Raw genomic sequence first — 24,026 nt, forward strand, 5'->3', positions numbered from 1 at the left:
AGGACTCACCTCTCTTCCAGACCAATCCAACTCGCCATTCTTCCTGTGACGCCGCCTTCTTTGCGATATGAAAAAAACAAATCGCTACGGCTACTCGTGCATAAGGTAGTACATTCGATATGGCTCGGCAATATTCCTGCTTTCATCATAATGTGTCGATTGCATTGTTTCAAGTCAAGTAGTGTTTTACCGTCGGCTAAGGGGAAGTAAACACAACCTTCCCATTTATCATTACCCGGGCAATCATGCTCCAAAACCCGAATTCGGTTCATCACGTGCTCATCCACCTCATAGGATTCAGAACCAATGGAAGGACCAATAGCTGCTAGTATATCTGACGGCTGAGATCCATATTCGTTTTGCATGGTCTGTACCATTTTCAATGCAATTTCCGCAACGGTTCCCTTCCAGCCTGCATGCGCCAGCCCAATCACACGGCGCACTGGATCACAAAAATATAAGGGTACACAGTCTGCATAAAAAGACGTCAGCAAAATGCCAGGTACATTCGTCAATAGTCCATCTGTGTCCTGAAAAGCGGATGCACGATCCAGAAAGCCCCGCCCGCGGTCAGCAGCCTTGACCACAGCAACATGATGACCATGAACCTGTTCACCGCACGTCCACGCTTCAGCAGCGAAACCAAGTTGCTCTGCAATGAGCCGCCGGTTACGAATGACTTTCTCGGGGTCATCCCCTACATGAAACGCACAGTTTAGACTAGCGTAGGGCACCTCACTGACACCACCATGACGACCTGTAAAACCCGCTGTTAATCCCTGAACCTGCCGCTCCCAAGATTGAATATATAACAACTCCGGTACGGGACGTCCGCCATCTTGCATTGGCATAGTCCCCGTAGCCTCGGTATTCACTATAAACGGTTCCATTTTGTTCTCACCTCTACTGCCCAGTGTACCAAAAAGCCGCCGCTGTGTCTTCACAACATACTAAATTACGTGTCCCTCTTGTTCAAAAGACCCGTCGGTCATTCCGCTCCTGACGTTCGATATACGGCTTTTCCTCCCTTTCATCCGGTGGCTCATGCAATCCCTCCAATCGAACAAGCACAACATCCGAACCAATTTTCACAATGTTGCGCCACGGAATAACCAATTCGCTTCCCCCTCCAAACCAGCCCATGAATCGACTGCTGCCCGGAACCACAATAGCTTCAATTTTCCCTTGTCGTACGTCAATCTCCAGATCACTGATTTGTCCAAGACGTCGCCCATCTACAATGTTAATGACATCCTTGGTTTGAAACTCGGAAATTTTCATGGCTCTTACTGACGTTTCCGGTGCACTCACACGCATCACATCCTTTAATTCACTATATGAGCGAAAGAGCCGAAAAAATGTCCTGTAAACGCAAAAACGATCCGCACGGGATCGTTTTTGTCACTGAATCATTCAAGCATTCATTTCATTAGGACTTTACATGTTTTTGCATTTGCTGTATAGCCGACTTCTCTAATCTTGAAACCTGGGCTTGAGAGATACCGATTTCGTCGGCAACCTCCATTTGCGTCTTTCCTTCATAAAAACGCATAGACAATATCATCTTTTCACGCTGGCCCAGGCGATGCATCGCTTCCCGCAGAGCGATTTCCTCAATCCATGAGACGTCTTTATTTCTGTCATCACTGATCTGATCCATCACATAGATTGGGTCGCCCCCGTCGTGATATATCGGCTCGAACAGCGAAACCGGATCCTGAATTGCATCCAACGCGAACACAACATCTTCTTTAGGCACATTCAGTGCCTCTGAAATTTCAAAAATCGTTGGTTCCCGCGAGTTCAGATTCGTCAGACTGTCCCGCACCTGAAGCGCCTTATATGCAATATCCCGTAACGAACGGGATACACGGATCGGATTGTTATCCCGCAAATAACGGCGGATCTCTCCGATAATCATCGGCACCGCGTAAGTGGAGAACTTTACGTTTTGCGAAAGGTCAAAATTATCAATCGCCTTCATTAGGCCGATACATCCTACCTGAAACAAATCGTCCACAAACTCTCCCCGATTGTTAAATCGTTGAATCACACTCAGGACGAGTCGGAGATTGCCGTTGACCAATTTTTCTCTGGCTGATCGTTCATTATTTTGCTGAAGTGATGTGAACAACTCGCGCATTTCTGCATTGGTTAATACCGGCAGTTTGGCGGTATCCACACCGCAAATTTCCACTTTGTTTCGGGTCATCGTGTCTTACCTCCCAAGGAGCAACATTAATGTACATTATCTCCTGAGGGCATTTTTTTATTCGCCGTTTCCATCGCTTCCGGATATACCCATGCATTATACCATTTTATTAAATTCTTTTCGTAAGCGCTTTATTATTCGTTTTTCCAGACGCGAAATATACGATTGCGAGATACCCAACAGGTCAGCAACATCCTTCTGTGTCTTCTCTTCTCCGTCTTGTAAGCCGAAGCGCAGCTCCATAATCAAACGCTCTCGATCCGTCAACTTATCCAGTGCTTTATGCAATAATTTACGGTCTACCTGCTCTTCAATATTACGGTAAATGGTATCATTTTCCGTCCCCATCACATCGGAAAGCAACAACTCGTTACCGTCCCAATCAATATTCAGAGGCTCATCAAAAGAAACTTCCGTTCTTGTTTTACTATTGCGACGCAAATACATCAAAATCTCATTCTCAATGCATCGGGACGCATAGGTGGCAAGTTTGATTTTCTTCTCCGGATCAAAAGTGTTAACCGCTTTGATTAGTCCAATAGCACCGATGGATACGAGATCTTCAATGTTGATGCCCGTATTCTCAAATTTGCGGGCAATATATACGACTAACCGCAAATTTCTTTCGATTAGCATCGACCGTACTGCCGCATCTCCAGAAGAAAGTTTTCCCAGCAAATATTCTTCTTCGTCTCTCGTCAGCGGTGGGGGGAGCGCCTCGCTGCCGCCAATATAATAAATTTCTTCACTTTTCAGCCCAAGTAAAAATAAAATACGATAATATTGCAGTTGCAACGCTAGCCTAATTTTCATCTTCAATTTCATCTGTTCCCGCATATCATTCTCCCCCTTTTGAAAATAGTGCAATTCCTGCTGTGCTCCGTGCATTTCACCATTGGATATTTCTTGTCGCCTTCAAACATCATTTTGTGTTATGCTCCATCATCCTGATTCTGTAAAATGTTCACTCAAATGTGCATCTCGTTTCTGGTTGGTATCAGCACTGCCCCCTTCTTGTGCCGTCACATCCGGGTGGATGATGGCGCGATACTTCCCCTCTGCCGACAATGTTCCCCCGTCCAAGCCAATCAACACTCGATGATGTACAAAATGAACCCCATTCATCACCACCTCTACCCGGTCTGGTTTAAGGGCAAGCATAAAGGAATGACTGCGGTTAATTCCACGATAGGGGACGAGACGAACACGATCCTGCCAGCTAAACGATTCGTCTCCCAGTTCCATCACCAGTTGGTCAGCATTACCCTCAGAACATTTTTGGAGCCAGGAAGCGGGCAAATACGACTCCCACAATGCTGCCTCCATGACCATCACCGGGGTTCGGGTCAAAGGATCATGGAGCTGGTTACCTGTATCCAACAAGCCTGTACACTCAATATGATCCTGCCCAATCCACACCTGCACTTGTCCCAGAAACCCACTCATCCTTTCTGTGCGCTGCTTTGAGGACTGCACAATTCGAAAGAAAAGCATCACTCCGCCAAATGCGCATAAAATAAACCAGAATGCAATTTTCAGTTCAAAAGACATTCCTCCTGAAGCGGTGTACCAGATGCCATTAAACAATTCCCCCGTATTTTGGAGAAAATAATGCATCCCCAAAATGCCACCTGCAGCTACAAAATTGATCATGTAAAAGGCACCCATTGTACGAAGATACTTTTGCATGCTGCCAAATCCAAAAGCCACCAGCAGCATTATGACCGATAATGCCAGTTTGATCAGGAACGTAAATAAAAAGGACAGTTCCGGCACAAACATCATGACCACGTACATTGCGCCGATTCCAGCTGAAGCCATCAACCTCCACCACACCGGACGGATTTTTCTCATCCAAGCGGTGACCATCAGCAGCACAGCATCAATGAACAAATTGGCCAAAAAAATCAAGTCGATATAAACAACCAAGGCTTCACCCGCCCAGCGTTTGCAGGATAGGCTTAAGTATAGTAGTCATGCTGTTCAAAGTCTGTCTAACGGTGGGGACGGTGACCGACTAATTTTGTCGGAAAGAGGAGAAGCACCTGAACTGCAGGATACGGAAAACAGAAAGAAGCCCGCATCTCCAGGGAGAATGCGGGCAGTCTGAATTGAAACTAGTTATCGTTATTATTATTGCGCGAACGGTTACGTAAAAATGTAGGAATGTCTAATTGATCACTGCTTTGAGTGTTACCAAATGGACGCAAGTTAGGAGAGCCTTTTTCCGCCGATTCAGAAGTAGCCGGGTTAGCTGCCGGTTTACGTCCCGGTGCTGGTTGACTTGGCTTGCCTTCAAAGCCAGTGGCAATGACGGTAACCTTGATCTCTTCTTTCAACTCTTCGTCAATGATAGCACCAAAAATCATGTTTACTTCCGGATCGGAAGCCGATGTTACAATTTCAGCTGCTTCATTAACCTCATACAGAGACAGGTTGTTGCCGCCAGTGATGTTCATAATCACACCGCGAGCACCTTCAATGGATGTCTCCAACAACGGGCTCATGATCGCCTTGCGTGCTGCTTCAGCCGCACGATTTTCACCAGTTGCTTCGCCAATCCCCATCAAAGCGGAACCACGCTCCGTCATGATCGTCTTAACGTCAGCAAAGTCAAGGTTGATTAGACCCGGTACAGCGATCAAATCTGAAATACCTTGTACCGCCTGACGCAGAACATTGTCCGCTTCACGGAATGCTTCCAACATCGGGGTTTTCTTGTCCACAATTTCAAGCAAGCGGTCATTCGGGATTACAATCAAAGTGTCTACTTTTTCTTTTAATCCCTCAATACCAAGTTCAGCTTGATTGGAGCGCTTACGCCCTTCAAACGTGAACGGTCGGGTTACCACGCCTACAGTCAGCGCGCCGCATTCCTTGGCAATTTCAGCAATGACAGGAGCCGCTCCGGTTCCTGTACCGCCACCCATTCCCGCCGTTACGAATACCATATCCGCACCTTTGAGCGTATTCATAATGAGCTCACGCGACTCTTCAGCCGCTTTTTTACCCACATCTGGGTTAGCGCCGGCACCCAGACCGCGGGTCAGCTTATCGCCAATTTGAAGCTTATGCTCAGACTTCGCTAAATGAAGTGCTTGGGCATCTGTATTGACTGTAATGAACTCCACACCCTGAACACCATTTTCGATCATTCGGTTAACCGCATTGCTGCCGCCGCCTCCGACGCCGATCACTTTAATTTGAGCCAAGCTCTCCATTTCAAAATCAAATTCCAACATACTATTCCATCTCCCCCTCAATGTGCATGGATGGCCCGTCCATGATTGGCATAATTAGCAATGAACGTTATATAAATTCACTGAACATATTTTTTAATCGTTCAATCAACCCCTGCTTTTGCTCACCTTCCGCAACGGGACTACTGCTTTTGGTTCGGTTAGTCGGCTTCTTGGCACTTCCGCCACTGTTGCTAACGCTAGTCGATCTTCCGCGATAGTAACGAATAGCATTATGCAAGATTCCAACCCCGCTCGTGTAGCCCGGATCCCTTACACCGATAAAATCAGGTACGGCGATCCTTACGGAAGCGGCCAGTTCGCTTTGTGCCACCTGAAGTACACCAGGCATGGAGACGGTGCCTCCGGTAAGTATATAACCTCCCGGAAGCTCTGTGTAACCCAAGCGCTTAACTTCCGCCTGAATGAGTTGAAAAATTTCCTGCACTCTCGGCTCAATAATAGCAGCCAAATCCTGCTGGTTAAACTCCTTATCCACATTACTGCCGATACGTGTCACTTTAAAGACGACATCGACTGCCGCATCATCATACCATGCGCAGCCGTATTTAAGCTTTACTTTTTCGGCTTGATCGGTAAGGGTTCTCAGTCCGTAGGCAATATCATTGGTTACAAACTCTCCACCAATCGGAAGTGTTGATGTGGCAACAATCGTTCCTTCCTGGAAAATGGCAACATTCGTAGAACCTGCACCAATATCCACCAGAACTGAACCCATCACCTTTTCATCCTTCGAAAGAGACAATTGTCCGGCTCCAAGAGGCAGCAAGACCAGATCTTTAATCCTCAAGCCAGCTTTCTCAACGCAGCGCAACAGATTATGTATCGGGGTCTTGCCTCCAGTAACAATCGTAGCCTCTACTTCGAGACGAACTCCAATCATACCGCGAGGGTCCTGAATGCCTTCAAGGCCATCAACGACGTACTGCTTGGCTACCACGTCAATAATTTCCCTCTCCGGTGGTACGGCAATAACTTCAGCTGCCTTCAGTACACGCTCAATGTCCTCCTCACCGATTTCACGGTCCTCGTTGGACACGGCTACTACGCCATGACTATTTTGCAGGCCAATATGATTGCCTGAAATCCCCACATACACTTCTGTTATTTGAATACCAACCATGCGTTCTGCGTGATCCACGGCGTTACGGATTGATTGCACGGTTTGATCAATGTCTACAATTGCACCTTTGCGAATCCCTTCCGAGTCGGCAGATCCAACTCCAATAATATTAAAGGTTCCATTATTCATTTCCCCAATAATAGCCCGAACTTTGGATGTACCGATGTCCAAACTAACAATGATGTCATTGTTGCTCAAGTCTGTGGCACCTCCTGACTCCAAAATGAATTTCGTTCTTTAAACACACTCTGTACATATTCAACAAACTCCATGCTTTCCCTCTTTTTTCTACAAATTTTTTAGAAGCCAATTTATGGTTGCAGTCACATAAAAATTTGAAGAAAAAAGAAGGAGGCAAGTCTATTACCCATAAAATCAATTCTAGCATTTTTTCACATCACTGAGTAGTATCTTTTTCTTGGCTCTCTTCACTCGTATCTGGTTTGAACGGAACGTAGGAATCCGCCTCCAACATGGTGATCAAACCTGGATCTTCTGTTTCTAGCACCTGATTCAAATAGCTGATTTTAGAATTCAGTAGAGAAACGGTTGTTATAACCTCAAACTGGGAACGTGTGTACATTTTGATGCGGTCCGGAAAAGAAGGAATCGGTGCAGGAATGATTTCCGAAATATCGGCAGTCCATTCCCCCGGAATGCGTGATAAAGCATCACACAGCTTCGCTTTGTACGGATCATCAGATTTCCATTTGGTCAAAATAGGCTTCTCAACGGCTATTCCGCTACTCCCCACGCCCACGCTTGTCCCATTCGCTAGAATAGCACGAAGGCTCCCGTCACTCTGCAACTCGTAAGCGACCGTAGCAAACTCTTTAATGTGAATAGCAATAATACCCGGAAACTGCTTGTCCACTGTGACTTGCTGTATCGATTGAATTTCTCGCAACTTCTCAGAGATGTCAGATGAACTGACTCCGAAATACTGATCTCCAACAGCCAGACCGCTTCGGTTAAGAAGCTGGTCTCGGGTCGAAAATACATTACCATCAAAACGAATTTCAGAAACCCGACTCAACGAAGAACGGAAAAAGAGAACAGCGAGCAATACGATAAACAACAAAATGAGAAGAATAGTAATCTTCCGGCTTGTTCTTTTTTTCGTTCTGTTCTTTTTAAGAACAGGTATTTGAGCATTTGGCATAGCTTCTCTCCACAAAAGCCTTTTGTCCCCCCGTTAATGGAGGGACATTACAGGCATTAATTTACGAAATCCAGTTGCTCCGGCACCGGAGACTGACGGCTCATTCGGGCACCCAGTCCCTGAAAAAGACGCTCGATCCGGTCATACCCTCTGTCAATATGATGAACCTGCTCGACAACGGTACGTCCTTGAGCCGCTAGACCCGCTATGACCAGCGCAGCCCCTGCCCGCAGATCGGTAGCCTCTACCGTAGCCCCGTACAGACGTGAAACTCCTCTTATAAAGGCAGCATTTGCATCAACCGTAATATCAGCACCCATTACATTTAGTTCATCCACATGTTTGAATCGGCTTTCGAAGACGGTCTCTTTCATGACACTGAATCCGTCCGCCAAAGAAAGCAGAACCATGACCTGAGATTGCAAATCCGTCGGAAAAGACGGGTAAGGGGAGGTAACGATCCTCTCCACTGCTTTGGGACGACTCATACAACTTACGGTCATTATATCATTCAAGATGCCGACTTGAACACCAGCCCGCCTGAGGACATGAATCAGAGCAGACAAGTGGGATGGATTGCAGTGTGTCAACGACACACTTCCTCGTGTAGCTGCAGCTGCGATCATAACCGTTCCAGCAACTATGCGGTCAGGAATGACCTCATACGTACACGGATTGAGGCAACTGACCCCCGTAATTGTAATCGTGTCGGTTCCAGCACCGATAATGCGGGCTCCCATGGCATTCAAGAAGTTTTGTAAATCCTGAATCTCCGGTTCCCTCGCTGCATTGGTGATCGTTGTTCGTCCTTCAGCCAACGCAGCGGCCATCATAATATTTTCCGTTGCACCTACACTCGGGAAATCCATGTGGATGTCCGAGCCGATCAGCTTGTGGGCTCGAAACGTAATTTGCTCGTCTTTTTCCTCTATCTCTGCGCCAAGAGCTTTTAAGCCCTCTAGGTGAAGATCAATTTTGCGCTCGCCTATGGCACAGCCTCCGGGCTGGTAAATAGAAACTTCTCCATATCTGGCGAGCAGCGGTCCCATCAGAAAGATAGATGAGCGCATTTGCTTCATCAAATCTTCCGGAATTTGGAACGTTCGGACGGACGACGTATCCACGTATACCGTTTCCTCTTCATGTCGGCATGTACAGCCGAGTCTTTCAAGGATGTGCAGCATGACCTTAATGTCTAAAAGATGGGGCACATTCCGAATTTCTACCTTACCTTGTGCAAGTAAGCTCGCTGCAAGAATAGGTAGTGCCGCATTTTTTGCCCCATGGATACGTATGGTGCCTGACAGGGGACGGCCTCCCTCAATCACCAATTTGTCCAATGTATCACCTCCGAGTTTACCGCTCACCCACTACGAAAACCTCCGGAACTAGCTTGATGCCGGTTTGAGATGATATTGTACTTTGAATATGCTTCATTAGGGTAAGCACGTCCTCTGCTGTCGCTTGACCGGTATTTACAATGAAATTGGCATGCTGTACAGATACCTCTGCGCCTCCCGCCTTCAAGCCCTTGAGACCTGCGCTCTCAATAAGACGGGCAGCATAGTCTCCTGGAGGATTGCGGAACACGCTTCCTGCACAAGCTAACTGTAGCGGCTGAGTCAGCCGACGGCGGTCTTTAAAAGCCGCAAGCGCTGCTGAAATTTCCTCGCGGTCGCCCCGCTTCATCCGAAACACTGCCTCTGTCACCATTCCACGTTGCTCATGCAACACGGAGTGACGATAGCTGAAATGCATATTCTCGGCATCGTACACAGCCAATTCCCCTGTATCCAGCACAATCTCAGCGGACTGGAATATTTGTGACACATCAGACCCATGGGCACCGGCGTTCATGTAGACAGCCCCACCGACCGATCCTGGGATACCACCAGCAAATTCAAGACCGGATAGGCCCTGTTTGCTGGCCATAACGCACAGTTTGACCAGTGAAACGCCTCCTCCAGCAACGATCTGTTCATCTTCAAAATGAACATAATCAAATCCTGGTCCCAGCTTGATCACAAGTCCCCGTATCCCTTTGTCAGAGACGAGCATGTTGGAGCCCCGCCCCAACTGCATCCAGGGAATTCCGTGCTCGCTAGCCAGCTTCAAAACTCTTGCCAGCTGCTCTTTGGTATCCGGGATGACAAGTGCATCCGCAGGGCCTCCAATCTTCCATGTCGTATATTTGGACAGCGGCTCATGCTCCAGCACTTTTCCGATATCATGCTCCGCTAATAATGGCATCCATTGCTGCATTGTACTGAAACCTCCTTGTTGCTTGCCCCGCATGGTTATAAGGCTCTCACCTGACAACCGGCAGCCTGAGTGATGGTCACAATCTATAGGGTATCCTATGTAAATACCATCCGGTGTGTGACAACCGCCCAATTCTACGCTGCAAACTACCTTTTACGGGCAAGACGCTCCATTTCTTTTACTAAAATATCCGCTGAGTCAGGCTTGCCAAGCGCAGACGCCGACTCCGCCATGCGACTCCGCCATGCCTTATCCTTCATAATTCCCGCTATAGATTGAAACAGGGCCGGGCCACTCAGTTCCTTTTCTACAATCATGACGGATGCGCCTGCCTTTTCAAGGGTACGAGCATTAGCCTCCTGATGGTTATTCGTCACATTAGGTGATGGGATCAGAATGGACGGAATGCCGAGCGATGTAATCTCTGCCAAGAAGGACGCACCTGCACGATTAACAATTAAAGAAGTACAGGCCAGCACCTCTGGCATATTGTGAATATAGGGAAGCACATGTAGATGATTGGGCAATGAGCCGATCTGATTCCGTATGCTATCCAGCGTTTGCTCGTAATAAGATTCTCCGGTTACATATACAAAATGGACGTCTTTCAGTTGCGAAAGTTGCGGAGCCATTGCAATCATGGCGTCATTAATGGCCTTCGCTCCCCTGCTGCCACCGACCACAAGGACAACTGAGCTGTCCATCGGAACCCCAATCGTAGCAAATCCCCGATCCCGGTTAGCCAAACGAACTGTTGTAGCACGCGGGTTTCCGGTGTACAGTACATTTTTAGCTTTGGGAAAAGCTCCTTCTGAGCCTTCAAAGCTAACAGCCACTGTATCCACATAGCGACTCAGAAATGTATTAGTCAGCCCTGGAATTGCATTTTGCTCATGAATAATGCTGGGAATTCCCAACTTGGAAGCTGCATAAACGACGGGGCCACATACATATCCCCCAGTTCCAATAACGACATCTGGCTTAAATTTCTTTAATAATGCTTTGGATCTGCGAACCCCATTGAAAAAACGCATGATCGTTTTTATATTTTCCACAGACAAGCTGCGACGAAATCCTGTGATATCAATAGCCTCAAATGGAATTTTTTCCTGAGGAACCAACTTACTTTCGAGTCCTCGTTGACCGCCAATGTATAAAAATTCAGCGTCTGGATCAATTTCTTCGCACTGTCTGGCTACGGCCAACGCCGGATAAATATGCCCTCCGGTGCCGCCGCCGCTCAACACGACGCGCATAAACGTTCACCTCGCATAACGTGATAAATTTAGTAAAATGCCCAGAGCAGTTAGCATTAAGGTCAGAGAAGAACCTCCATAGCTGATTAAGGGCAGTGTTATTCCTGTCACCGGCATTAAACCGATAACGACACCAATATTAATGACGACCTGTACGGCAACCATTGCGACAATACCCACCGCAAGCAAACTACCATAGGTATCCGGAATGGTTATAGCGACACGCATTCCTCTCCACACGAGAACCAAAAAGAGCCCCAGCACCGTCATTCCACCGATAAAGCCAAGCTCCTCCGCCAAAATGGAAAAAATAAAATCAGTTTGCGGCTCAGGAACGTAGCTATATTTTTGTCGACTCATGCCGAGTCCCAAGCCCGCCAGCCCGCCAGGACCAATCGCATATAGCGATTGAATAATTTGATAGCCTGCGCCAAGCGGATCGGACCAAGGGTCCAGAAAAGCTGTGATGCGCTGGAGTCGATAAGGCGCAGCTGCAATCAGTGCAGCAAACCCCGCTGCTCCCGACAGAGCTAGCAGACCGAGATGCTTCATACGCGCGCCTGCCGTAAATACGATGAGCATGGACGCTCCCATCATTACCGTACCTGTGCCCAAATCGGGCTGGAGCATAATAAGCCCAAAAGCCAGTCCCATGAGTCCAAGCGGCGGCAACAGGCCGCGCGTAAAAGAGCTAATATCATAATCAGGACGACTGAGCCAACGAGCGAGAAAAAGAATCATACCTAGCTTCATAAACTCGGAAGGCTGAATGCCGAAAGAGCTAATACCGAGCCAGCTTCGTGCCCCGCCTCTTACTACACCAATGCCGGGAATTAATACGGCAACCAGCAGCGCTAGACAGATCAACAATACGACCTTGGCATATTTCTGCCAGACCCGGTAGTCCGTTCTGGCAGTAAAGTACATCGCTACTAGGCCGAGCCCCGCAAACAGCAATTGTCGCTTAACAAAATAGTAGGAGTCCCCGTACTCGTGAAAAGCGAGGACGGCGCCCGCACTATATACCATAACCATGCCGATGGCTAATAAGCTTACAATACAAACGAAAAGCCATAGATCCGGCGCTGGACGAGACTGCTTCATCAGGAGGCCACCCCTTGCATAAAAGTAGGGGCTTATCCAACCCCCCTACTTACAATTTATGCGCCGCCTCTTTAAAAATACGTCCACGCTCTTCATAGGATCGGAACATATCCCAGCTTGCACAGGCGGGTGAGAGTAATACCACATCTCCCGTCTCAGCAAATTCAGAAGCCTTGTTCACAGCCTCCACGAGCGTAGCGGCGGCATCCTCCCCATTATCGACGACCTTGACATGCTCTATTCCGGCCTGCTTGGCCCGCTCAGCCAGCTTATGCCGTGTCTCACCCAGGAGCACAACGGCTTTCACACCTTCCTGTAAAGAAGGTACGAGCTCTGTATAATCAGAGCCACGATCCAATCCTCCGGCAATGAGTACAATAGGCTGCTTAAAGGAAGATAAGGCCATCATCGTTGCTTTCGAATTGGTTGCTTTGGAATTATTGTAATAAGCTACACCAGCGTGTTCTAAAACATATTCAAGCCGATGTTCTACGCCGCGAAAAGTACTTAATGGTTCCGCCAAATTTGCTGGTTCTGCGCCTGCAGCAATGGCGATTGCGCAGGCAGCAAGAGCATTTTCTACGTTAAAACGACCCGGAAGTCCAATCTCAGCTATGCCTATAATGGGATGCAGCACACCATTTCCATCGCGGTATACGATGCTACGTTCAATATCGTCCGTCACATCCGGTATGTATGGCGGATCAGCAAACAACCCTTCCTGCAAACGTTCTGTCGTAGAGAACGGAAGCAGCTTCGCTTTTATATAGGGTACCAGCTCCCGGCAGACGGGGTCGTCCCAGTTCACCACCGCAGTATCCGCCGCCGTTTGATTGGCAAATAGACGCGCCTTGGATGCAACGTAGTCCTCCATGCCTCCGTGGTAGTCCAAATGGGTCTCTGCTACATTGAGCAGGCAGGCCACAGCGGGCTTGAAATCCTTTGTTCCTTTTAACTGAAAGCTGCTCAGCTCCACAACCATCCACTCATCCGACTTGGCGTCCACAGCCGCCTCACATAAGGGCGTACCGATATTACCAGCCACGATTGGATTCATGCCGGATGCCTCCAACAGCTTGCCTACCCAAGTGGTCGTGGTCGTCTTTCCGTTGGAGCCAGTAATTCCGATGATCGGAGCTTTACATAGATGGTAGGCGACCTCAACCTCGGTCACAACCTCAATGCCGAGCTCGACAGCTTTCTGTACGGGAGGGGCCGTATAAGGAATGCCTGGATTTTTGACAACCAGCTTCACTCCAGGATGAATCAACCCCTCTGGGTGACCCCCGCATAAAACGGAAATTCCCAAAGCCTCTAATTCAGAAGCTTCGGGACATTGTTCCCTATCTTTTTTATCATTGACTGTCAGCTTCGCTCCGGCCTGGTGCAGCACCTTGGCAACTTGCACGCCGCTTTTGGCCAGACCGATAATGACGACTTCCTGATCTCTGTATGCGTCTGGATGGTTCATTGGTCTACAACCCCTTGTTGAGATAAAGTCCGAGTCCTGCCAACAGCAGTCCTACAGCCCAGAATGTAATAACTACGCGCCATTCGGACCAGCCGGACAGCTCGAAATGATGATGAATCGGGCTCATTTTGAAAATACGCTTGCCACGTGTTTTAAAGGAAGCTACCTGCAAGACCACGGACAGCATTTCAATTACGAATACACCGCCGATAATGAGAAACAAAATTTCGCTTTTCGTAACGATGGCAATGGCACCTATGGCGCCGCCGATTCCCAGCGAGCCTGTGTCACCCATAAACACCTTGGCAGGATGAGCATTATATACGAGAAATCCTAGTACAGCGCCAATCATAGCTGCTGAGCATACTGCTGCCGGAAGCGAGGTTGCCTGAATCGCGACAATGGCATAAGCAGCAAAGGCAATGGCACTTGTACCGGACAGCAGCCCGTCCAGCCCATCCGTGAAATTGACAGCGTTGCTAATTGCCAGCATCATGATAATGATGAACGGATAATAGAACCAGCCGCCCCAATCAAATGACCATGACGTTCCAGGGATACCGATCGCAGTACTATGATCATTGCTAAGCAGAAGCCAGCACATGATCGCGCCAAACAATAATTGTCCAAACAGCTTTTGACGCGCCGTCAGGCCTAACGAGCGTTTGAATACAATTTTGATATAGTCGTCCAAAAAGCCGATCAGCCCAAAGCCGAGCGTAGCAACCAGCAGAACGTAAAAGTCCGTATTTTTGATAGCTGAAAACTTAAGAAAGGTCAGCGTAAAAGCCACCAGAATCACGATACCGCCCATTGTAGGCGTACCTATCTTTTTAAGATGGCTTTGTGGCCCGTCATCCCGGACCTGCTGGCCAAATTTCATTCGCCGCAGCAGCGGAATGAGCAGTGGAGCGGCAATGACCGCCAGTATAAACGATACGACGATCGTCAGCAGTAATAATTGAATATCCATGGGAGTCTCCCTCTCGTCAACATCAGTTCTGTAGCGGACCGTTTTTCAGCGCATCCACAATTTCTTCTAGTCGCATCCCTCTGGATGCCTTAACCAGCACAATATCATTGGCGTGGAGATGAACCCGCAAATGCTGGATCAACTCTTGCTTATCTGTATAAGCGTGCACGTTAACAGCTGGCATCAACCCTTGCGCGCCCTGTGCAATCGAAGTGCCTAACGCACCGTAGGTAAACAGTACCTCTACGTCGTGCTTTGCCGCGAAAATTCCAATTTCCTCATGGAATTGCTTTTCCTCAGGTCCCAGCTCCAGCATGTCACCAAGTACGGCGACTTTACGTCCATCCGTTTTATACGCAGACAACGTCTGAATTGCAGCCTTCATAGAAGCCGGACTGGCATTATAAGCGTCGTTTAGCACAGTAAGTCCATTAGGACAGTTCACGACCTCAATACGCATGCCCGTCAGTTTTAAAGACGACAACCCTTTACGTATATGGTCTGCATCGACATTGAAATGACGCGCTACCGCCAGTGCTGCCAAACCATTTACAACATTGTGCTGTCCAAGCAAGGGAAGTCGGAAAGCCTCTTTGCCAGATTGGGCTGTTATGAATAAGCTACCTTCTCCATCCGAAGTGATTTCAGTTGGATAGTCATCGTTGCCTGCAGCTAGCCCGAACGTAAATAATTTTAAACCTTCAGGCTTGACCGTTTCAGACTCCGCCAACACTTGTGAAAGCAGTGGTTCATCCCCGTTGTAGATCAGCAAACCACCGGGCTTAAGGCCACTTGTGATTTCCAACTTTGCACGAGCGATTTCCGCACGAGAACCAAGCTGCAGCAAGTGCGATTCGCCTATGTTCGTTATGATAGCTACATCTGGTTGGGCAATATTAGCCAGCAGACGAATCTCTCCACGTCCACTCATGCCCATCTCCAGAATGAGAATATCTGTATCCTGCGGCATGGACAGTACCGTTAAAGGCAAACCGATATGATTGTTATAATTTCCTTCGGTTTTGTGTACTTTAAAAGTCGTGCCCAGCAGAGCGTTTACGATGTCTTTCGTTGTCGTCTTGCCGTTGCTTCCCGTGATCCCAACGACAGAAACGCCAGTTTCGCGTAAGTATGCAGCTGCTAGATGCTGAAGGGCTTCTAACGTATCCTCTACCTCAATAGCGTTCTCAGCCGGAGGTACGCCATGATCCTTTTGCCATAAAAATGCAGCTGCACCTGCCTCACTTACGATCTGCTGCACATAATTATGCCCATCAAATCGTTCGCCCACGAGTGGAACAAACAACCCTTGGCTCTGCGGCCTGCGAGAATCTGTAAAAACGCCTTCGACTATCTGTTCGGCGTCCGCTTCTCCGTGAAGTGTTCCTTCACACATAGATGCAATCTGACCGATTGTTCTTTTCATCACTTGGATAAACCCCTTATCGCTTCTTTGGCTACGATGCGGTCATCGAATTCATGCACCGTTTTTCCGATCAACTGGTAAGTCTCATGACCTTTTCCCGCAATCAATACTACATCGTCAGGGCTTGCCATTTCAACAGCTTTATGAATTGCAGTTCTTCGATCCACGATCAATTCGTATCGTTCTGCGGGTATACCTTCATCAATCAGCCCTTGTTCGATGTCTTTCAAAATCACTTTCGGGTCCTCTGTTCGCGGATTGTCGGAAGTAATAAACGAATGATCACTGTAACGCGCAGCAATTTTCCCCATCAACGGACGTTTCGTACGATCCCGGTCACCGCCGCATCCAAATACACACCATACTTTACCGACCGCAAATTCCTTTACGGTGCGAAGGACATTTTCCAATCCGTCCGGTGTATGGGCATAGTCTACAATAACAGCAAAGGGCTGACCCGCATCTACAGGCTCTACCCGCCCATCTACGCCCGCGATAGACTCTAGACTCCTCTTGATATCCGCCAGCGAAATTCCCTCCAGCAGAGCTGCGGTAATGGCCGCCAGTGCGTTGTACACATTGAACTTGCCCACCATTCGAAGCTCAATATCGGTATCTCCTTTAAAAGTGGACACATGGAAGAAGGTTCCCTTGGCACCAATAGTGATACGAGATGCCTGCACATCAGATTCCTTTTCCACGCCGTATGTAATCACTTGGGCCGCAGTTTGAGCCTGCAAATAGGAAGAAGCCGGATCGTCTGCATTCAGAACAGCATATTTGCTATCTGATGCATCACGCGAGAAAGCATTTCCCAACCTAGAGAACAAAAGTCCTTTTGCAGCACGGTACTCCTCCATTGTGTTGTGGTAGTCCAGGTGGTCCTGCGTCAGGTTTGTAAATATAGCTGTGCGAAAATCAGTTCCCTTGACGCGACCCTGCTCCAACGCATGTGAGGATACTTCCATGACACAGCATTGAACCCCCTGCTCTGCCATATTTCCCAGATAACGTTGAAGTTCCACCGCTTCGGGCGTAGTGCCAGACATTGGATAAGACTGACCACCGTAACGCATTTGAATCGTACCAATCAGTCCGGTGTTCACCCCGGCGTCCTTCATGATCTTTTCAATCAGATAAGTTATCGTTGTTTTACCGTTGGTTCCGGTTATGCCGATCATGCGCATGCGTCGGCTCGGTGAATCAAACATATAATCCGCCAAAACCGCCATGGCATGTCGTGCATCCTTAACTACAAGCTGCGGAACAGGTACATCCAGTTCCCGTTCAACGACCAAAGCTGCCGCTCCGGACGCAATTGCCTGCTCAGCATAGTCATGTCCGTCCACTGTAAAACCTGGCAGACACAGAAATAAATCTCCCGGTTGCACTCGACGTGAATCCGCCCCGATTCCTCGGCAATCCACTGTACCGTCACCCACGACACGGGAGACGGCCAGCAGTGAAGCCAATTGTTGAAGCTGCATCTTTCATTCCTCCATTGCTCTCTCGTTATTCATAGTATGGTATAAAATGAACCTATCAATCCCCCATGTAAATACGGATCGTTGATCCCCGCTCCAATCTGGAGCCCGGCTTCGGCGCCTGACTCACGACCGTCTTGCCTGACCCGGATTTTACGAGCATAAAGTTCATATTCATATCTTCGTACAAATCAGCTGCAGTAGCACCTACCAGATCAGGTACCGTTTCGATCGGATTTTCTCCATACTTGTACTCTTTGGCAATTTGATTGGTGCGAGGTGGTATTTTTAAGGCAATCAGCGCGTCCTTTAAAATATTTTGCACGATTGGCGCAGCAACAACCCCGCCGAATTGAATGCCCTTCGGGTTATCGACAGCGGTATAGACGACGATTTGCGGATCATCTGCCGGTGCAAAACCAATAAAGGATACAATATGCTCCGAGGAAGAATAACGCCCGTTAATCACCTTTTGTGCTGTCCCCGTTTTACCTCCCACCCGGTAGCCTTCAATAAAAGCAGGACGACCTGTACCTTTAGCAACGACACTTTCCAGCGCTTCCCTTACCTGTCGGGAGGTGTCCTCTGAAATGACCCTACGTACCAGTTCTGGTTCTACTTTTTCCAGCACTTTTCCGGTTCCCGGCTGAACCCAACCTTTTGTAATGTGAGGCTTGTAAAGATTACCGCCATTGATTGCCGCTGATACAGCCGTAACCTGCTGGATCGGGGTGACAGACACCCCTTGACCAAAAGCGGTCGTCGCCAGTTCTACAGGACCTACCTGAGGTAGCTTGAACAAAATGCCATTGCCCTCACCAATCATGTCGATCCCCGTTTTGCTGCCGAAGCCGAAATTGCGAATGTACTTGAACAGTGTTTCTTTGCCTAACCGCTGCCCCAATGTTACAAAACCAGGGTTGCAAGAATTCTCCACCACTTGAAGGAAAGTTTGGCTCCCATGTCCGCCTTTCTTCCAGCAACGCAGGCGTGCTCCACCGACTTCAATATATCCCGGATCAAAAAAACGGTCATTTTTGAGATTGACCTTCTTTTCTTCCAAGGCAGCCGCCAATGTAATAATTTTAAAAGTAGACCCAGGTTCATATGTCATCCAGATAGGCAGATTTCGATTGTAGATTTCAGGCGCATATTGCTTGTATAGCGCTGGCTCATAGCTTGGTCGTCCAGCCATGCCTAATATTTCACCCGTCTTGGGGTTCATAGCTATAGACAACGCGGACTTCGCCTGAAATTTGACCATGGCTTGGTCAAGCTCCCGCTCCATAATGGACTGCACAGACTTATCAATGGTTAATTGTAAATTCAGTCCATCCTTCGGTTCAATGTATTTTTCGGAAGAACCTGGCATCAGACGACCACCTGCATCTGATAAATATGCAATACTTCCGTCAATTCCCCGAAGCTTACTGTTTTGCTGCTTCTCTACGCCTGTCAGCCCTTGATTATCAATTCCTGTAAACCCAAGAATATGAGCGGCTAGATCACCATAAGGATAATAACGTTTGTTGTCTTCAGCAACAACGATACCCGGCAGCTTCAAATCACGAATTTGCTGCGCTTTCTCCATCGTAATTTTTCGTCCGCCGGGCTGAAGTTTTTGGCTTGCTGTTCGTTTGGTAATCAGCTTGAGCACTTTATCCTCACTCATATCCAGCAAGGGCGCCAGCCTGCGTGCCGTTTCTTCCGGCTTCTTAATCTGTACTGGTATCGCCATGACTGTGGGCGAACTGACATTGTAGGTCAGCGCCGTACCCTGCCGATCCAAAATTTCGCCACGCTTGGCGGCAAATGGAATATTGCGGCGCCACGAATCCTCAGCCTTGGCCGAGAACTCGCCTCCTTTACCCAATTGAACATAGGCGAGCCGGATCGACAAGGCCGCAAACAGTACAAATAATCCCATTAACCCCCATACCAGCCTTCGCCGCATGGTCACGTTAGATTTTTTCAAACGCGCTCCCTCCGTTCCTCAAATACTCATGACATGTCTTACCTCATGAATATTCAAAAGAACGAACATTAGAACAAGCTATCAGTTATCCTCGCCTTTAATCTCAGCAGCACTTTTCTCATCTGCAACAGCCGATATTCCTCTCTTAGGAGCTCCCGCGTCTGTTCCAGCTTCGGCAGTAGTACCGGATTCGTTTTTATTATCGGCCTCCGTTTTTGTCGCGCTCCCAATCTGGTTAGCTGCAACTCCATTAGTCGAGTCCTGTGTTTCCTCCGGTTTCACTCCGGTCACCGTTTCTTTGGCCGGCTGAAGCATCACACTGACGATTCGCTTTCCATTTACCATTTGCGCCTTTTGAGAGACGACATAACCTTCGCCGCTTACCTGCACACCAACCCTCATAAGGGTTAGGACTTGAAGTGTGTCACGCAACGAAACACCTGTAAAATCAGGAATAGTCATGTTAGCACTATCCTCAGTCAGCAAGTAAATGCGTTGTCCGGGTTTCATTTTGACGCCTGCTTCAGGATACTGGCGAACAATTTTGGAGCCTTTGCCTACCGTTTCATAGGCAATCCCCTGTTTGAGCAATGCGTTTTGCGCATCCTTCTTCACCTGACCCGTTAATTGTGGTACCGTTGGCAAATTCACTGTTTTTACAACAGCACCACCTGATTTATTCGTTTTAGTTCCCGTTTTTGGAACACCCATATATTGCAACGATTGGGATACGATTTTTTTAAATACAGGCGCTGCTGCTGTACCGCCGCCTACCGATTTGTTAGGTTCGTCCATAACAACCAAAACAGCCATTTTCGGATCATTTACCGGTGCAAAACCTATAAAGGACACGACATCCTTCGAATGGTCATATACTTTTCCAACGACTTTCGTCGCTGTACCTGTTTTACCAGCTACACGATATCCGTCGATATAAGCAAGGCGTCCCGTACCAATTTCCTGGTCAGACACAACCTGCTCCAGATAGCTGCTTGTCTGAGCTGCAGATTCCTGAGTAATCACTTGGCGGATTTCCTTTGGCTGAATCGTCTGCACTTCGCCTGTATCTGGGTTTATAATTTCCTTTACCAGATGAGGCTGCATCAGCTTCCCCCCGTTAGCAATTGCCGAGATGGCAGCTACCTGCTGGATTGGCGTCACCTGGACACGTCCGTGTCCATATGAAGCCGTTGCGACCTCGGATTTGTACTGGGTATGGAATGTGATAGCTCCGGTAGACTCACTCGGAAGATCAATACCCGTTTTCACCCCGAAACCAAAGTTATTAATATATTTCTTCAGCCTTTCGCCACCCAACTTATCCAGCCCCAGATGGACAAAGCCGACGTTACTTGAACGCTTGACTCCCTGAAGATAAGTTAACGTTCCCCAGTTACGGCTTACGTCACGAATATCCCAGCCTCCGACCCGAATCATACCAGATTGGTAGGATTCATTCGGATTGAATACCTTTTCTTGAACCGCGGCAGCCAAAGTGACAATCTTAAACGTGGAGCCCGGCTCGTAGATGGACTGAGTAGCATTATTACGGAAATATTCCAAAGGTGTACTCCCATATGTATTGGGATTAAAATTCGGGTAGGTCGCCATACCGAGAACATCCATCGTTTTGGGATCAGCCGCTACCACAGTCATCGTTTTCGGATTGTATTTTGCTATAGCTTCCTGCATGGCATCCTCTATATAATACTGAATCGTATCGTCAATCGTCAGCTTTAAATTTTTACCATTTTGTGCCGGCTCATAGACACTTCCCGATCCTTGAAGAGGAACTCCCTTCCGATCCCGCTGATAGAGAAGCTTTCCAGCCGTCCCCGAGAGCTCTTTATTATAATAAGCTTCCAACCCCATACCTGCTGTGCCATCTTTTCTTTGATAGCCAAGAACATGGGAAGCCAGCTTATTTTCTGGATAATAGCGTTTGGATCCTTGAACAGTGTCCACAGCTCCAATTACTTGATACTTATCCTTCAAATACTCTTTGAACGTATCCACTTGTGCCTTGACCTCAGGATCTACCTTCCAGCCTCCATTGCGGATCTCGCGGTTTTTTAAGTAGTTCCCCGCTTTATCCTTTGCAGAAAGATGCCTTCTCAGCTCATCCTCAGGTGTTTTGAGTAATTGGTGTAGCTTAGCTACAACCTCATTCTCCAAATCATACTCCTGAATGATGGTAGGATTGACAACTACCGTATAAGCCGGTGCATCCGTAGCCAATACGTTTCCTTTACGGTCCGTAATGGTTCCACGCTTGGGCTGAATCACCTGATCTTTTTCCACTTGAGTAACTACCAGGTTATGCCAGTACTCCCCGCTCACAACTTGAATCCAAAATACCTTAAGTAGCAGAACAAGAAAAAAGAGGGTAATACATCCCCCTATCAGCAGTGTACGAAGCTTTATTCTTTTGACCATAGCTCAAACCTCTCTGCAAAAAAAATGTACGTCAGAGCATAGCTTGATGCTATGCCCTTAACTATTTGGCAGCCTGCTTTTCCACACGAATGGGCTCTCTTGTTGGTTCGATATATCCCTGTTCCTTTGCAGTCGGCACGATCTGATTTTCCAGACGCTCCTTTTGAATCTTCAGTTGGGCGATATTGGTCTGTAATTTGGAAATGTCCTTGCTTGCCGTATTAATCGAATAATTGATTTGATAAATGTGAGCGTACCTGCCAATCAACATACCAGCAATGACAATGCACGCTACAAGTGTCAATAGATACAGCAGCTTTTCTCGAATCGGCAGCTCTCTGCGGCGTGTAACGACTTTGGTGGTCTCACGATACCGTTGTTGCTGAACCTGTTCCTGACGGGCTCTTTCTTTTACAGCCAAATTACCGCGTGTATAAGCCATGTCGCCTCTCCTTCTCCATTAAATTTACAATTTTTCGGCAACTCTCAGCTTCGCTGACCGGGACCGTGGATTAAGCTCCAATTCCTGCTCTGACGCTACAATCGGCTTACGGTTCACCAGCTTCAGATCGCCTATCATTTTGTCCTCCAAAATAGGCAAATCAGATGGATAGATGCTTTTCGCCAAATACTCCTTGAAAATATGCTTGCATATCCGATCCTCCAGAGAATGGAATGTAATGACCGAAATTCTGCCTCCTGGAGCCAGACATCTTATTGCCTGATGCAAAGTATCTTCCAGTGCACCCAACTCATCATTTACAGCAATCCGCAAAGCCTGGAAACTGCGTTTAGCCGGATGTCCCCCGGTTCTGCGTGCCGCAGCTGGAATTCCTTCTTTGATAATATCGACAAGTTCCCCTGTTGTGTGAATAGGCTTGTTCAATCGACGTTCAATCATGATCTTTGCGATCCGTCGTGAAAACTTCTCTTCTCCGTAATGAAACAAAATACGCGCAATCTCTGCTTCCGACCATTCATTGACAATTTCGTAAGCCGTAAGCGAGCTACTCTGATCCATCCGCATATCAAGCGGCGCATCATGATTGTAACTAAATCCCCGTTCCCCCTCATCGAACTGGGGCGAGGACACACCCAGATCGAACAAAATACCCTGGACCTGCGGGACGCCGTCTTTTTCGGGCAATCCCAATTCAGTCAGCTTGTCCTGCAAGTGGCGGAAGTTAGATTTCACTAATGAAATTTTTCCTTCATAGGCTGACAGCTTCTCTCGCGCATTGTTCAATGCCCAGTCGTCCTGATCAAAGGCAATAAGCCTTCCCTCAGGGCCAAGCTGTGATGCAATGACGGAACTGTGTCCTGCCCCTCCCAACGTGCAGTCCACATAAATCCCGTCCTGCCTGATGTTTAGTGCCTGTGTTGCTTCTTCTTTGAGTACGGTAATGTGGTGAAACAAACGGCTGACCTCCTAAATTACAATTCAAAGTTGAAATCAACCAATTTCTCAGCAATGTCATTAAATGCTTCCTCTGATTGGTTGAAATATTGCTCCCAAGTGTGCTTGCTCCAAATCTCTACACGGGTGGACACTCCCAATACGACGCACTCTTTAGTAAGCTTGGCGTATTCGCACAAATTCCCCGGTAAATTTACCCTGCCCTGTTTGTCCAATTCGCATTCAGTCGCCCCCGAGAAAAAAAAACGGGTAAACGCCCGCGCATCGGCCTTCATCAGAGGCAGTGCTTTAAGTTTTTTCTCCATGACAGCCCACTCATCCATAGGATACACGAAGAGGCATTGGTCCAGCCCGCGGGTAACCACGAACGAGGCACCGAGAAGTTCACGAAACTTGGCCGGTACAGTAAGCCGCCCCTTCTCATCAATGCTATGTTGGAACTCCCCCATAAACATTGGTTTCGTC

The 24,026-nt window shown here is 47.9% G+C and carries 21 protein-coding genes; all 21 read right to left on the bottom strand.

The annotated features are described in order from the left end of the window. Positions 1-5 precede the first annotated feature (5 nt). The 21 genes from pgeF to mraZ all read right to left on the bottom strand — a co-directional run bounded on the left by pgeF (position 6) and on the right by mraZ (position 24,016). Positions 6-890 (bottom strand): peptidoglycan editing factor PgeF, encoded by an 885-nt coding sequence (gene pgeF / locus MKY75_RS16025; protein ID WP_318627903.1) that lies wholly within the window; start codon positions 888-890, stop codon positions 6-8. Positions 891-972: 82 nt separating this feature from the next. Continuing rightward, the gene (locus tag MKY75_RS16030; protein WP_185156367.1) at positions 973-1,317 is read right to left on the bottom strand and encodes a YlmC/YmxH family sporulation protein; all 345 of its coding nucleotides are present in this window, start codon (positions 1,315-1,317) and stop codon (positions 973-975) included. 112 nt (positions 1,318-1,429) lie between these two features. Continuing rightward, complete coding sequence (gene sigG / locus MKY75_RS16035) at positions 1,430-2,212, bottom strand: RNA polymerase sporulation sigma factor SigG (protein WP_007431182.1); 783 nt, start codon at positions 2,210-2,212, stop codon at positions 1,430-1,432. Positions 2,213-2,308: 96 nt separating this feature from the next. Further along, positions 2,309-3,049, bottom strand: coding sequence for an RNA polymerase sporulation sigma factor SigE (sigE, locus tag MKY75_RS16040; protein ID WP_176715674.1), 741 nt, complete (start codon positions 3,047-3,049; stop codon positions 2,309-2,311). 105 nt (positions 3,050-3,154) lie between these two features. Next, the gene (gene spoIIGA, locus MKY75_RS16045) at positions 3,155-4,141 is read right to left on the bottom strand and encodes a sigma-E processing peptidase SpoIIGA (RefSeq protein WP_029517748.1); all 987 of its coding nucleotides are present in this window, start codon (positions 4,139-4,141) and stop codon (positions 3,155-3,157) included. A gap of 188 nt (positions 4,142-4,329) precedes the next feature. Next, positions 4,330-5,454, bottom strand: coding sequence for a cell division protein FtsZ (gene ftsZ, locus MKY75_RS16050; RefSeq protein WP_013311084.1), 1,125 nt, complete (start codon positions 5,452-5,454; stop codon positions 4,330-4,332). Positions 5,455-5,521: 67 nt separating this feature from the next. Continuing rightward, on the bottom strand, positions 5,522-6,793 hold the full coding sequence (ftsA, locus tag MKY75_RS16055; RefSeq protein WP_039272246.1) for a cell division protein FtsA: 1,272 nt from the start codon (positions 6,791-6,793) through the stop codon (positions 5,522-5,524). Positions 6,794-6,992: 199 nt separating this feature from the next. Then, entirely contained in the window at positions 6,993-7,757 is a 765-nt protein-coding gene (locus MKY75_RS16060) for a cell division protein FtsQ/DivIB (protein WP_340885914.1), read from the bottom strand. Positions 7,758-7,813: 56 nt separating this feature from the next. Continuing rightward, on the bottom strand, positions 7,814-9,124 hold the full coding sequence (murA, locus tag MKY75_RS16065; RefSeq protein ID WP_176715673.1) for a UDP-N-acetylglucosamine 1-carboxyvinyltransferase: 1,311 nt from the start codon (positions 9,122-9,124) through the stop codon (positions 7,814-7,816). Further along, on the bottom strand, positions 9,114-10,019 hold the full coding sequence (murB, locus tag MKY75_RS16070; protein ID WP_029517752.1) for a UDP-N-acetylmuramate dehydrogenase: 906 nt from the start codon (positions 10,017-10,019) through the stop codon (positions 9,114-9,116). Before murB ends, murA begins: the two co-directional genes overlap by 11 nt. Positions 10,020-10,165: 146 nt before the next feature. Then, positions 10,166-11,275, bottom strand: coding sequence for an undecaprenyldiphospho-muramoylpentapeptide beta-N-acetylglucosaminyltransferase (gene murG, locus MKY75_RS16075; protein ID WP_340885915.1), 1,110 nt, complete (start codon positions 11,273-11,275; stop codon positions 10,166-10,168). Positions 11,276-11,281: 6 nt separating this feature from the next. Further along, positions 11,282-12,379 carry a stage V sporulation protein E gene (gene spoVE / locus MKY75_RS16080; RefSeq protein ID WP_029517754.1) on the bottom strand — a complete coding sequence of 366 codons (1,098 nt, stop codon included), beginning with the start codon at positions 12,377-12,379 and terminating at the stop codon, positions 11,282-11,284. Between the two features lie 49 nt (positions 12,380-12,428). Further along, positions 12,429-13,850 (bottom strand): UDP-N-acetylmuramoyl-L-alanine--D-glutamate ligase, encoded by a 1,422-nt coding sequence (murD, locus tag MKY75_RS16085; RefSeq protein ID WP_340885918.1) that lies wholly within the window; start codon positions 13,848-13,850, stop codon positions 12,429-12,431. Between the two features lie 4 nt (positions 13,851-13,854). Next, on the bottom strand, positions 13,855-14,823 hold the full coding sequence (gene mraY, locus MKY75_RS16090; protein WP_013311092.1) for a phospho-N-acetylmuramoyl-pentapeptide-transferase: 969 nt from the start codon (positions 14,821-14,823) through the stop codon (positions 13,855-13,857). Between the two features lie 22 nt (positions 14,824-14,845). Next, entirely contained in the window at positions 14,846-16,249 is a 1,404-nt protein-coding gene (locus MKY75_RS16095; RefSeq protein ID WP_069010280.1) for a UDP-N-acetylmuramoyl-tripeptide--D-alanyl-D-alanine ligase, read from the bottom strand. Continuing rightward, positions 16,249-17,736: a UDP-N-acetylmuramoyl-L-alanyl-D-glutamate--2,6-diaminopimelate ligase gene (locus MKY75_RS16100; protein ID WP_029517757.1), complete on the bottom strand. Its 1,488-nt coding sequence runs from the start codon at positions 17,734-17,736 to the stop codon at positions 16,249-16,251. Before MKY75_RS16100 ends, MKY75_RS16095 begins: the two co-directional genes overlap by 1 nt. A gap of 55 nt (positions 17,737-17,791) precedes the next feature. Next, complete coding sequence (locus tag MKY75_RS16105) at positions 17,792-19,708, bottom strand: stage V sporulation protein D (RefSeq protein WP_340885920.1); 1,917 nt, start codon at positions 19,706-19,708, stop codon at positions 17,792-17,794. Between the two features lie 81 nt (positions 19,709-19,789). Next, positions 19,790-22,144, bottom strand: coding sequence for a penicillin-binding transpeptidase domain-containing protein (locus tag MKY75_RS16110; protein ID WP_029517758.1), 2,355 nt, complete (start codon positions 22,142-22,144; stop codon positions 19,790-19,792). 61 nt (positions 22,145-22,205) lie between these two features. Then, positions 22,206-22,586 (bottom strand): hypothetical protein, encoded by a 381-nt coding sequence (locus MKY75_RS16115; RefSeq protein WP_029517759.1) that lies wholly within the window; start codon positions 22,584-22,586, stop codon positions 22,206-22,208. 24 nt (positions 22,587-22,610) lie between these two features. Next, positions 22,611-23,561: a 16S rRNA (cytosine(1402)-N(4))-methyltransferase RsmH gene (gene rsmH, locus MKY75_RS16120; protein WP_023989455.1), complete on the bottom strand. Its 951-nt coding sequence runs from the start codon at positions 23,559-23,561 to the stop codon at positions 22,611-22,613. 17 nt (positions 23,562-23,578) lie between these two features. After that, positions 23,579-24,016: a division/cell wall cluster transcriptional repressor MraZ gene (gene mraZ / locus MKY75_RS16125; protein WP_013311099.1), complete on the bottom strand. Its 438-nt coding sequence runs from the start codon at positions 24,014-24,016 to the stop codon at positions 23,579-23,581. Between the last annotated feature and the right edge of the window lie 10 nt (positions 24,017-24,026).

It is taken from the genome of Paenibacillus sp. FSL L8-0663, from assembly GCF_038008125.1.
In the GTDB taxonomy this organism is placed as follows: Bacteria; Bacillota; Bacilli; order Paenibacillales; family Paenibacillaceae; genus Paenibacillus; species Paenibacillus polymyxa_D.